Genomic DNA, 11,963 nt, shown 5'->3' on the forward strand with positions numbered 1-11,963 from the left:
GCTCTTGGAAGGGCCCCACGCCCGGCAATGGAAAGACCTAGACCGGCTCCGCTGCGATCTCCCGCAAGGCTTTGGCCAGCGTTTCCGGTTCCTGGGCGCCAGAAATCATATATTTGCCATTAATGATATAGGCAGGCACGGCTGAGACCCCAGCTTGCTGGTATTTAGCCTCGTCTTGTCTTACATCATTGGCATACCGGTTTGATGTAAGAACCTCTCGGGCTTCAGAACCGCTCAAGCCAATCTGCTCCACGCATTGAACAAGGACGTCCGCCTGGGCGATGTTTTCGGCGCGGCCGAAATAGGCTTCGAAAAATGCTTGTTTCATCGCCGTCTGCTTGTTGTGCTGCCCAGCCCACTTCACCAATCGATGAGCATCAAAAGTATTGCGGGTATAGCGTTCCTGCAGTTTCTCGAAATTCAGGCCGAGGCTGTGGGCGACGTCTATCATCTGGGCTTGATTTGCCCTCATTTCGTCTTCGCTGCGCCCATATTTGCGGCTCAGCGCCGGGAGTATGGGTTCGCCGTCGCCGGATGGGTCCGGGTTGAGCTCGAAAGCGTGCCATTCGATGGCAAAATCCATCTCGTTTTTCAGTTCGTCCATGGCATTTTCCAGCCGTGCATAGCCAATTGCGCACCACGGGCAGGCGATGTCTGACACAATATCAATCGTTACGTGTTTCATGGAAAGTTCCTCCAGTTTCTGTTCAGATTCGATTCTGACCCAAAACGGCGTAAAGATAAAATTGTGGCCCGACAATCATTGATCCGAAAATTTCTACGCCGCCTTACCGGGTTCCTTGCCGGGTGTGTGCTGTTTGTGTTGTTGTTGATACTGCTGTTCCGGTTCGTGAATCCGCCGACTTCTACGTTTGTGTTGGCTTATCTGGTGACAAATACAAACCCTGAGCTTCAGCAAAAGTGGGTGGCGCTATCGGATATTTCCCCGTGGATGCCGCTGGCTGTGGTTGCCAGCGAAGATCAGCGATTCCCTGAACATCATGGGGTCGATTTTGCAGCTATCCGCAAAGCCGTTTCAGAATACAAGAAGGGGCAGGGCCTGCGTGGCGCCAGCACGATCACCCAGCAAACCGCTAAAAACCTGTTTCTCTGGAATGGTCGCAGCTTTGTTCGCAAGGCTCTGGAGGCTGGCTTGGCCATGGCCATTGATGCACTTTGGCCGAAGCGCAGAATCCTTGAGGTTTATCTGAATATTGCGGAATTTGGCCGCGGGGTTTACGGCGTGGAAGCGGCCAGCAGGCGGTATTTCGGTATTCCAGCCAGCCAGTTGTCGCAAACGCAGGCTGCCAGGCTTGCGGCGGTTCTTCCGAACCCGAAAGTGCTCAGCGCCGCACAACCTTCAGCCTATGTATGGGGTCGGGTTGCGTGGATCCGGGGCCAAATGGAACAGTTGTCCGGGCTGCAATACCTGCGCGGGCTAGACGATTAACCAGTACCAGAGCTTCCCTAACGAGGGCCTCAGGTTTTTACGAGAGCACCAAACCAGCCTCGTGATTTATCGCTTCTCTGTGAAGCAACACTCTACCATCCCGAACAGACGCTAAAACCGGATGCTGTCCCAGTAAAACCTCATAAGGCGTCTGTCCCTGAAGTACAACGCACCGTGCCGGTAGTCCTGTGGCAATGCCATACTCTTTCAAGTTCATGGCGGCTGCACCGTTGTCGGTGATCAGTTCCAGGCAGCGATCGATCCGGCTCATGCCCAGCATGTGACAGGCGTGCAATCCCACATCAAGAGTGCGCAGAAGGTTGCCATTGCCCATGGGGTACCAGGGGTCGCGGATGGAGTCCTGGCCGAAGGCGACTTTCAGGCCGGCGTCCAGCAGTTCGGGGACGCGGGTGATGCCTCGGCGCTTTGGATAGCTGTCGAACCGGCCCTGCAGGTGCAGGTTTTCTGTGGGCATGCATAGGAACCGCAGGCCGGATTTTTTCAGCAACGGAAACAGCCGGCTGCAGTAAGCGTCGTTGTAGGAGCCCATGGCACAGGTGTGGCTGGCGGCAACCCGGGAGCCGTAATCCAGCCGCAGGGCTTCGGCGGCGAGCACTTCCAGAAACCGAGACTCGGGATCATCGATTTCGTCACAGTGAACGTCGACCAGCAGGTCATGTTTGTGGGCGAGCTCCATCAGCCATCGAACGGATTCGGTGCCGTAATCCCGCGTGAACTCGAAGTGGGGAATGCCCCCAACCACATCGGCACCAAGGCGAATGGCTTCTTCCATCAGTTCGCGGCCGTTCGGGAAAGACCAGATACCTTCCTGGGGAAAGGCCACAATCTGTAGGTCGACAAAACCGGCCACCAGCTCGCGCACCTCCAGCATGGCCTTGAGCGCGGTCAGGTTAGGGTCGGTTACGTCGACATGGGTACGGACATACTGGATGCCGTGGGCCGCGAACATTTTTAACGTTTGGGTGGCCCGGTTAATGACATCCTGACGGCTCAGGGTAGCCTTGCGTTCGGCCCAGCACTCGATGCCTTCGAACAGGGTGCCGCTCTGGTTCCAACGGGGCTCGCCTGCGGTCATCGAAGCGTCCAGATGAATGTGAGGTTCCACGAAGGCGGGGGTGACCAGATTGCAGGCGGCATCCAGTTCGTTGTCTCTGCCCGCCACCGGCTCGGGTTGGACGGTGATTTCGGCGAAACGGCCATTGGCGATGGTGACCCGGTGCAGGCCTTCCCGGCCTTGTAAGCGGGCGTTTACGATGGCGCTTAATGTTTCCGTCATGGTGTCTCCAGGTGATAGCTCGGTGCGGTTATGGCTGTAACAGCAGATGAGCCATTAACCGTGTTTTGAAGTGGTCTGCGGGGTCAGTTCCCCCAGGCAGAGTGTGGCTCAGTTGGTTCATTCGATTGCGCACGGTGTTTCTATGGCAGCCAAGTGTTTGTGCCATGGCGCGCTGGTTACCCCGGCACGCAATCCAGGCGTCTAGCAGGTCTGCCGAACCGGCCAGGGTATCGGCATCAAGCCTATACCCGGCGGCCTGTTCGGACCAGACGATGGCCCTGCCAACCGTTTCGCTAACGTCCACCATAGGCAAGGAATAGGGCTGCTCAAACAGCGGGATGGCCAGGTCGTCGGCCAGTTTGCAAAGAGTGTTCGGCAGGTGGCCGATATACGCATCGCCGGTGAGTACCACCAGGCCCGATATAGCGCACTCTTTGCCCTCGTAAAGGCATTCCGCCAGGTTCTCGGGACTGCGATGCCGGCTGATACCGGTGACAAACACCAGTTCGCCGCCTTTTACCCAGCTTTTGAACGAGCGGTTTTCCGCCACGTAAGGCCAGCGCACCGGGTTTTTTGCCGCCGCGCTCCCGCCCCGGAGCCGAATGGCGCCGAGGCCGGGAAGTTTGGGGATTTCGTCGCATCGCAGTGGCACTTACGCGGCTCCCATAAGCTGGGCCCGGCGCTCGCGCACGCCCTGGCTGACCACCAGAATCACGCTGTAACTCAGGGCAGCCACAAGAACACCCACAATGGGCGCGATCCAGGGTGACGTGTACGCCGCAGCCGAACCAATGGCATAGGCAGCAAGGCCGGTTACGTTAAAGGCGGGCAGCGTTACCTCGCCCAGAGCCGGATACTGGCGCTTATAGCCAACAAAATAGCTGGCCATGATCACCCCGCCAATGGGTGGGATAAACGTACCTAGCAACACCAGAAAGGGAATCAGCCATTCATACATGCCCATGACGGCCAACACGGTGCCAATGGCAGCACCGGCAATCGTTACCAGTTTGCGCCGACGGGTACGCACCAGGTTGCAGCCTGCAATGGCAAAGTTATAAACGGTGTTGTCTTGCGTGGTCCAGAGGTTCAGGAACAGCATCAGGATACCGAGCGTTGCCAGGCCTTGGGTCACCATGATGTCGACAATATCGGCTTGCTGATACACCAGGGCTCCGAAGGCGCCGATCAGGGTCATCAGACCGTTGCCAAGGAAGAAGGCCAGCAGCGTAGCAAACACGGCGGTCTTTCCGGATTTAGCGAAGCGGGTCCAGTTAGTTGCCTGGGTGCCGCCGCTGACAAAGGTTCCGAACACCAGAGTGATGGCAGCGGCGACGGTCATGTTGTCAGTTGGGGTAATGGCCAGCAAGCCTGAAAGGCCACCGGCATCGGAGGTGGCGATGGTCATACTTACGGCGACCAGAATGATCATCGCGGGCACGGCAATGCGTGACAGCCACTCCAGGCCACGGTAGCCAATAAAAGCGGTTATGCAGAAGCCGAAACCGAACACGACCATCAACGGTGTCGTCAGGCTTTCTGGCAGGCCTGTCAATTTTACCAGAAGGATGGCCATGGTCGCGGTGCCCCAGGCGTACCAACCAATTTGAGTGAAGCCGAGGATAATGTCCGAAAGCTTACTGCCTATTTCACCAAAGGTGAAACGGCTCATCAGTGCAGTATTCAAACCGGTTTCTGCGGCAATGTAGCCCAACACGGCTGCGTAGGTTCCGAGCAGCAAATTACCTGCGGCCAGAATCAGCAGCATGGTTGAGAAGTCAAACGCGACGCCCACACTGCCACCGGCCCACATGGTCGCGGTGAAAAAGGTGAAGCCAAGAAGAACCAGTCCCATGGACCAGACGCTTTTGCGTTGATCTATAGGCACCGGGCTCAAAGGATAGTCCTGCTCTTTTGGGGTTGCCTGCGTGGTCATGGCGATCTCTCCGTATCGTGAGTAAACACGTTGATTGTTGGCAACCTTCGTGCCAGAGACGGTTTAGGCAGGGATAGGCATCGGAAATCTGCGGAGGCGTTGTGCAAAATGCACAATCGGGTGTCGTTGTACATGTTTTTCAGGATTGATGTGCGCCTCATCGGTGCATTTTTTGTGGTAAATGACGGCAATGGTGCGAGGGTGCACAGCTGTTTGAGGCTTGGATTGAAATCGAGAGAGGCATTAACTTCACGCCCCAGTATGGCGAGTTGTTTATGAAGCTTGAAGAGGCGCTGAACAGCACTACGCATGGGGCCGGAGCACCCAATCCTGAGGGTTTTCAGGTCTGGAAACCCCTATTCATGGATTAAGAGCCTGAGCTATCGGGATAGATGTATTTTTCATAAAAATGCCCTGCTCGTGAACAGATCTGCATCTTGCGAAATTGAGCGCTAACATCCTTGTCTGTATAAAAGTTAATCAATTTAAGCTGATCGTCAGAATCCGCCACCGTCGGGTGTCCGTAAACATGGGGGTAATTAACCGAACTAGATCAGAGGATGATGACGTGAAAAAAACAGGAATCGTAAAGTCATTTGTAATGTCTTCGCTGATGTTGGGCGCTGCAGCAGTTGCCTTGCCAGCTTTCGCCGAAAATCATGCGATGGGCAAAATGGATAAAATGAACATTGTAGAAAAAGCGGTAGAGACAGATAGCCTGAGTACGTTGGTTGCTGCGGTCAAAGCCGCCGGCTTGGTAGAAACGCTTTCCGGAGAAGGCCCTTTCACAGTATTTGCACCCACCAACGAAGCGTTTGCGAAACTGCCCGCAGGCACCGTCGAAACATTGTTGAAGCCAGAAAATAAAGAACAACTTCAGTCGATTCTGACCTATCACGTATTGGCCACCAAAGCGCCTGCGGCGGCAGCGATTCAGATGGTTCAGGATGGTGGTGGATCGGCCTCAGTAGCCACGGTTCAGGGCGGCGAGCTTACGTTCAGTCTCCAAGGTGACTCGTTGATGATCGAGGACTCAAAAGGAAATATGGCCACAGTGGTGGCGGCAGATTTGATGCAGTCTAATGGTGTAGTGCACGTGATTGATACGGTGCTGATGCCGTAGTGCTAGAACGGAAAGAGATTGAATAGAAAAAAGACGGCCTTCGCGGCCGTCTTTTTTTGGTTAGGAATAATATTGGTTTTTTCTTAACCGACAGTCAGGCATCGTGACGCATCACTTTGCAGAAGGACGATTGCATCAGATGTCTGTCAGCAGGATTGTGACCAAACCATGACGGCCTATTTCATTCAGGCGTTTATTTACCTTTTGGCGGCGGTGATCGCAGTGCCTTTGGCAAAACGCTTCGGCCTGGGTTCGGTGCTTGGTTACCTGATTGCCGGCGTGGTGATCGGGCCGGTTATGGGTCTGGTGGGGCAGGAAACCAGCACTATTCAGCATTTTGCGGAATTCGGTGTTGTCATGATGCTGTTTCTGATCGGTATGGAAATCGATCCGAAAGCGCTTTGGGCCATGAGAGTTCGCCTATTGGGGCTCGGCGGTCTTCAGGTTACGTTGACGGCGGCCGCAGGGATGGCGGGGGCCTGGTGGCTTGGGCTTCAGTGGCAGACGGCCCTCGCGGTTGGCCTTATTTTCGCGCTGTCGTCTACGGCCATTGTGCTGCAAACCCTGGACGAGAAAGGGCTGTCGAAGACGGAAGGTGGCCGTAATACATTTTCTGTGTTGCTGTTCCAGGACATCGCTGTTATTCCCATGCTAGCCCTGATTCCGCTGTTGGCGTTGCCAGGATTGAAGGGTAATCCCACCTCTAGGTCCAGCCAAGACGCGGGTTTGAGTCTGGTGGCTGGCCTTCCGGGCTGGGCTCATGCCCTTGTTGTTGTCGGCGCGGTCGCTGCCGTCATTGTTGGCGGCTATTATCTGAGCCGTCCGTTGTTTCGTTACGTGGTGAAGTCCGGGTTACGAGAGGTTTTCACCGCCACGGCGCTGATGTTGGTTATTGGTATTGCGGCACTCATGAGTGTTGTCAACCTCTCGCCTGCTTTGGGGGCCTTCCTGGCAGGTGTGGTTTTGGCCAACAGCGAGTTCCGCCACGAGCTGGAAGCCAACATCGAGCCGTTCAAAGGCCTGTTGCTGGGTCTGTTTTTTATTACCGTGGGTGCCGGAATCAACTTCGAGGTATTGCTGGCCGAGTGGGGCGCCATCGTTTCTTTGGGCGCGGCGGTTATTGTGGTCAAGGCGCTTATTCTATTTGCGCTTGCGAAGATGTTCGGGATTCACAGCAGCAACGGCTGGCTATTTACTCTGGGGCTGGCGCAGGCAGGCGAGTTCGGTTTTGTGTTGCTCACCTACAGCGTGCAAAACGATGTGATTCCGCTAGAAATTTCCCAGATTCTCTCTTTGGTTGTTGCGCTGTCTATGTTCCTCACACCTCTGTTGTTTATCGTTTACGACCGTATTGTGCTGCCGCGTTACCGACGCTCGCAAAACGATGACCGGGATGCGGACACCATTGATGAGCAAGCCCCGGTTATCGTGGCTGGCGTGGGGAGGTTTGGGCAGATTGTCTGCCGTTTACTGCGGGCTAACAGCGTTCCCATAGTAGTGCTCGACCATGAGATCGAGCAGATTGAAAATGTTAGACGAATCAACATCAGGAGCTTTTTTGGGGATGCCAGTCGCCCCGATTTGCTGGAAAAGGCGGGTATTGAACAGGCACGTCTGTTGATTGTGGCGATTGATGATCGAGACCGCGCTGTGGCAATGGTGACGCATGTGAAGAAGTTCTTCCCTGGTGTGTGGGTGCTGGCGCGTGCCTTCGACCGTGGCCACGGATATCAGCTTCTGGAGGCGGGTGCTGATGATGTGATGAGCGAAACTTATCACTCTGCTCTGGAATTGGGTGGCTATGCGCTTACGGCGATGGGCGTGCACCCCATGCGGGCAAAACAGATGACCTGGGCGTTCGTTGAAAATGAGCGGGCCCACGACGCAGAATTATTCGAAGCCTGGAAAGAAATCGAGGAAGGCATTAACTTCAGCCCCCGCTATGGCGAGCTGTTCATGAAGCTCGAAGAATCGTTGAGCACTTCCATGCAGCGGGACTGGGAAGCACCAAAGCCTGAAGATGTTCCTGTATGGACGCCCCCCGGTAAGGATTAAAAGCCATTCCGCCACGTTCAATTGTGTCTTTATGGCAATAGTGTTCAGCTGTCAGATGCCTTAACGTCTAGTGATCAATAGTCGATAGCGATCCCTTAATCATCATAGGAGAGACTTGTTTATGAGTACTTACAAAGCGATCAATCTGGTGAAGCACCTCAAGGGAAAGCCCGGACCGGAGCTGTTCGAGGTGGTGGAAAAAACTGTGCCTGAACCTGGCGACGGCGAATTTCTGGTCAAGCAGGCTTTCATGTCTATGGACCCGGCCATGATGGGTTGGATGACCGGCGACACCGACAGCTATATTCCACCGGTGGAGCTTGGGACGGTGATGCGGTCATCCGGCGTTGGTGAGGTGGTTGCATCCAAGCACGCTGATTTCGCCGTGGGCGATCAGGTGATGGGAATGTTCGGTTGGCAGGAAATGGCTCTGACAGACGGCAAAGGCATCAACAAGGTGGATAAAAAAATACCACTGGAAATGGCGCTGGCGGTTTTTGCACTGCCGGGGCTGACCGCCACTCAGGGGCTGTTCGGCTGTGGTCATCTCAAGTCGGGTGAAACGCTGGTGGTGTCCGGAGCGGCTGGCTCGGTGGGCTCGATTGTTGGCCAACTGGCCAAAGCCGAAGGCCTGCGGGTTATTGGTGTCGTTGGCAGCCAAGAGAAAGCGGACTGGATTATTAACGAGCTTGGTTTCGACGGTGCCGTGAATTATAAGACCGACGACCTGGGCGCGAAACTGGATGAACTGGTGCCGAATGGCATTGATGTGTATTTCGAAAACACCGGTGGCCCGATTCAGCACTACGTGTTCGATCGCATGAATGCGCACGGCCGTATTGTGGTGTGCGGGATGATTGCCGATTACACCGCCGAAACCCTACGCCCTGGCCCAAGCTGGATGCGTATTATCAAAAAGCGCCTGAGCATTCAAGGCTTCACTATGCCTGACCACATGCACAAGGCGCAGGAGCTGCAAGCCAAACTGGCCCCTTACGTTCAGAACGGCGATATCAAATATCGGACTCACGTTCTGGAAGGGCTGGAGTCGGCTATGGACGGCCTGAACCTGTTCCTGAGCGGTGGTAACAAGGGCAAGTTGATGGTTAAAATCTAGGGTTTCTTTTCAGTTAAAAGCAAGGAGGTTCAAATGAAAGCTGCTCGTTTTTATGACAAAGGTGATATCCGGATTGAAGATATCCCCGAACCGACGGTAGAACCAGGCACTGTGGGCATAGATGTAGCCTGGTGCGGTATCTGTGGTACCGATTTGCATGAATTTATGGAGGGGCCCATCTTTATTCCTCCGTGCGGCCACCCCCACCCGGTCTCGGGAGAATCTGCGCCGATAACAATGGGGCATGAGTTTTCAGGTGTGGTTTATGCTGTTGGTGACGGTGTAGACGATATTGAAATTGGTCAGCACGTTGTGGTTGAACCTTATATTATTGCGGATGATGTGGACACGGGCCCGGGTGAGAGTTACCAGTTGTCCAAAAACATGAACTTTATTGGCCTTGGTGGCCACGGTGGCGGCTTATCCGAAAAAATAGCAGTCAAACGTCGCTGGGTGCATCCGATTTCTGACGCCATTCCCCTCGATCAAGCCGCTTTAATTGAACCTCTTACGGTTGGCTATCACGCGTTTGTTCGCAGTGGCGCCAAAGCCGGCGATGTTGCTCTGGTGGGCGGTGGTGGGCCTATTGGCCTGTTATTGGCGTCTGTGTTAAAGGCCAAGGGTATAACCGTTATCCTCACGGAATTGAGCGCAAAGCGTAAGGAAAAAGCGGAAGAAACCGGCGTTGCGGATTATGTTTTGGATCCCTCTGAAGTCAACGTGACCGAAGAGGTTATGAAGATTACCAAAGATCGGGGTGTGGATGTTTCTTTTGAGTGCAGCAGCATCAATGAAGTGCTGGATACGCTGGTAGAGACGACAAAACCGGGTGGGACCGTTGTCATCGTATCGATTTGGAGCCACCCAGCGACGGTGAATGTACACAGCGTTGTGATGAAAGAACTGGACGTGCGTGGAACCATTGCTTACGCAAACAACCATGCAGAAACCATTAAGCTGGTAGAGGAAGGTAAAGTGAACCTCGAACCGTTTATTACTCAGCGAATTCAATTAGATGATCTGGTTTCTGAAGGCTTCGAAAGGCTAATTCATAATAACGAATCAGCAGTAAAGATCATTGTTCATACATAACAGGCATCGTTACATAAAAAATTAAAAATAATGTCGATTGTATGAATATTGCAGAAGAATTTGGTTAAAGCTAAGTTATAGCTAATAAATATTAGGGCTATAACTTAGCTTTTTTTAAGCGCTCAGACGCCCTCTTCCTGCATTACAAGGAATTGGCACACATCAACCAGTCAGGCGGCGCGGATGAAGTCCCGTAACCGCGGCGCAATGGACTCGCGCCATTTACTGCCGTTGAATACACCGTAATGGCCAACATCCGGTTGCAGGTGATGCAGTCGGCGGGAGTCTGGTACATTAACGCACAGATCTTGCGCGGCCCGGGTTTGTCCGGGGCTCGAAATGTCGTCTTTCTCACCTTCGATAGTCATCAGAGCCGTGTTACGAATAGCGGCCGGGTTCACCAGGCGCCCGCGGTGTTTGAAACAGCCCCGGGCTAGATGAAACTCCTGAAAAACGCGCTCTATGGTGTCCAGATAATAGGTGGCTGGTAAATCCATTACCGCCAGGTACTCGTTATAGAATTCACGGTGGCGGCTGACCTTTTCGGTCTCTTTGTCGCGAATGGATCTGAACAGCCCGCGATACGCATCAACGTGGCGGTCGAAATTCATGTTTACAAACCCGGTCAACTGCAGGAATCCGGGGTAAACCTTGCGCATGGCTCCGGGGTAGGGCGCGGGTACCGAGTGAACCAGATTGCGTTTGAACCACGCCAGGTTGTGTTCGGTGGCTACTTTACACGGCGCGGTGGGGTCGACGCGACCGTCTATGGGGCCACTCATCAACGTCAGCGAGCGAGGTGCGGCGGGGTGGCCATCCTCGGCCATGATGGCGGTGGCCGCAAGCACTGGCACCACTGGCTGGCAGACGGCCAGCACGTGGGTGTCTGGCCCCAGGTGGTCAATGAAGTCAATGACGTAGTCGATGTAATCATCAAGACCAAAATCGCCTTTTGACAGCGGAACCTTGCAGGCATCGCGCCAGTCGGTAATGTACACGTCATGATCCGGCAACATGGCCTCCACGGTGCCACGCAGGAGTGAGGCAAAGTGGCCGGACAGCGGCGCGACGATCAGCAGTTTCGGGTCATCGGGCCGCGCTACGTCACGTTGGAAGTGTTTGAGCTGCGCAAACGGCTTGCGGCATAAGATGGCTTCATGAACGTCGACTTGCTGGCCGTCACAGAGGGTCGTAGGCAGATTGAAAGCCGGTTTCGAGTAACGACGGGTGAGGTCTCCGAACACATCGTAAGCCGAGGCAATGCTGCGTGAACCGGGAATGCGGGATAAGGGGCTCAGGCGGTGTTGGAGCACGGTGCTATGGGTGCTTGTAATCATGCGCATAGGCTTCATCGCAGCGCGGCCTATCTCGTGAGCAAAGTACATCATGTCATTATCCTGCTTGAATTCTGGGTTGCGGCATTATCGAGCAGATTCCTTGGCTCATACACCACCCGATGGTCATTTTCTGGGCGTGGACCCGGTAGAAGTACCGTTTGGACAGCGTCTGTGCCCCGGTTACTCTTGGGGGAAAAGCGACAGATACACTAGCATATCTTATTTACCGGACAGCGTGAAAAACCGGGACAGGTCTATTTTGGCAGCATTATTGGCTTCTACGGCGATTGTTCTGGCCTTTATCCCTCCCCCTCGCTGCGGGTCGCAGCCTCTTTTGCTTAAGCCCCCATCTCTTCAATCAGAAAATCCACCGCCACCCTGATTTTCGGAACCTGATAGCGGGTCTCGCGATATAGCAGGTAAATCGCCAGGTCTGGGTCGGGTGTTACCCTCAACAGTGGCGATAGCGCCAGGGGTACCAGTGTTCGGCGACAATTAGGATGACCGGTTAACGACAATTATCTTGGCCGGTTGGGTGTAACAATCGGTACTTTGT

At 54.4% G+C, this 11,963-nt stretch carries 11 protein-coding genes; 5 read left to right on the forward strand and 6 right to left on the reverse strand.

Annotation, left to right across the window (positions count from 1 at the left end):
* Nucleotides 1-37: 37 nt before the first annotated feature.
* Nucleotides 38-685, reverse strand: a complete 648-nt coding sequence (locus MELB17_RS13270; protein ID WP_036184736.1) for a DsbA family oxidoreductase — start codon at nucleotides 683-685, stop codon at nucleotides 38-40.
* A 63-nt stretch (nucleotides 686-748) separates the two neighbouring features.
* On the opposite strand from MELB17_RS13270, the gene mtgA reads away from it, so the two are divergent.
* On the forward strand, nucleotides 749-1,450 hold the full coding sequence (gene mtgA, locus MELB17_RS13275) for a monofunctional biosynthetic peptidoglycan transglycosylase (protein ID WP_036184738.1): 702 nt from the start codon (nucleotides 749-751) through the stop codon (nucleotides 1,448-1,450).
* A gap of 37 nt (nucleotides 1,451-1,487) precedes the next feature.
* Here mtgA and codA read toward each other — a convergent pair whose 3' ends face one another.
* The 3 genes from codA to codB are packed head-to-tail and all read right to left on the reverse strand — an operon-like array spanning nucleotide 1,488 to nucleotide 4,683.
* The gene (gene codA / locus MELB17_RS13280; protein WP_007350778.1) at nucleotides 1,488-2,747 is read right to left on the reverse strand and encodes a cytosine deaminase; all 1,260 of its coding nucleotides are present in this window, start codon (nucleotides 2,745-2,747) and stop codon (nucleotides 1,488-1,490) included.
* Between the two features lie 28 nt (nucleotides 2,748-2,775).
* Nucleotides 2,776-3,399, reverse strand: a complete 624-nt coding sequence (locus MELB17_RS13285; protein WP_007350779.1) for a PucR family transcriptional regulator — start codon at nucleotides 3,397-3,399, stop codon at nucleotides 2,776-2,778.
* The gene (gene codB, locus MELB17_RS13290) at nucleotides 3,400-4,683 is read right to left on the reverse strand and encodes a cytosine permease (RefSeq protein ID WP_007350780.1); all 1,284 of its coding nucleotides are present in this window, start codon (nucleotides 4,681-4,683) and stop codon (nucleotides 3,400-3,402) included.
* Nucleotides 4,684-5,128: 445 nt separating this feature from the next.
* On the opposite strand from codB, the gene MELB17_RS13295 reads away from it, so the two are divergent.
* The 4 genes from MELB17_RS13295 to MELB17_RS13310 all read left to right on the forward strand — a co-directional run bounded on the left by MELB17_RS13295 (nucleotide 5,129) and on the right by MELB17_RS13310 (nucleotide 10,070).
* Nucleotides 5,129-5,806 carry a fasciclin domain-containing protein gene (locus tag MELB17_RS13295; RefSeq protein WP_227498900.1) on the forward strand — a complete coding sequence of 226 codons (678 nt, stop codon included), beginning with the start codon at nucleotides 5,129-5,131 and terminating at the stop codon, nucleotides 5,804-5,806.
* Between the two features lie 168 nt (nucleotides 5,807-5,974).
* Nucleotides 5,975-7,861 carry a monovalent cation:proton antiporter-2 (CPA2) family protein gene (locus tag MELB17_RS13300; protein ID WP_007350782.1) on the forward strand — a complete coding sequence of 629 codons (1,887 nt, stop codon included), beginning with the start codon at nucleotides 5,975-5,977 and terminating at the stop codon, nucleotides 7,859-7,861.
* Between the two features lie 121 nt (nucleotides 7,862-7,982).
* Entirely contained in the window at nucleotides 7,983-8,978 is a 996-nt protein-coding gene (locus tag MELB17_RS13305; protein ID WP_007350783.1) for an NADP-dependent oxidoreductase, read from the forward strand.
* A 33-nt stretch (nucleotides 8,979-9,011) separates the two neighbouring features.
* Nucleotides 9,012-10,070: a 2,3-butanediol dehydrogenase gene (locus tag MELB17_RS13310; protein ID WP_007350784.1), complete on the forward strand. Its 1,059-nt coding sequence runs from the start codon at nucleotides 9,012-9,014 to the stop codon at nucleotides 10,068-10,070.
* A 170-nt stretch (nucleotides 10,071-10,240) separates the two neighbouring features.
* Here MELB17_RS13310 and MELB17_RS13315 read toward each other — a convergent pair whose 3' ends face one another.
* Nucleotides 10,241-11,458, reverse strand: a complete 1,218-nt coding sequence (locus tag MELB17_RS13315; protein ID WP_007350785.1) for a polyhydroxyalkanoate depolymerase — start codon at nucleotides 11,456-11,458, stop codon at nucleotides 10,241-10,243.
* Nucleotides 11,459-11,745: 287 nt separating this feature from the next.
* Complete coding sequence (locus MELB17_RS24610) at nucleotides 11,746-11,925, reverse strand: hypothetical protein (protein WP_157133303.1); 180 nt, start codon at nucleotides 11,923-11,925, stop codon at nucleotides 11,746-11,748.
* Nucleotides 11,926-11,963: the final 38 nt, after the last annotated feature.

Source organism: Marinobacter sp. ELB17, assembly GCF_000169375.1.
GTDB lineage: Bacteria > Pseudomonadota > Gammaproteobacteria > Pseudomonadales > Oleiphilaceae > Marinobacter.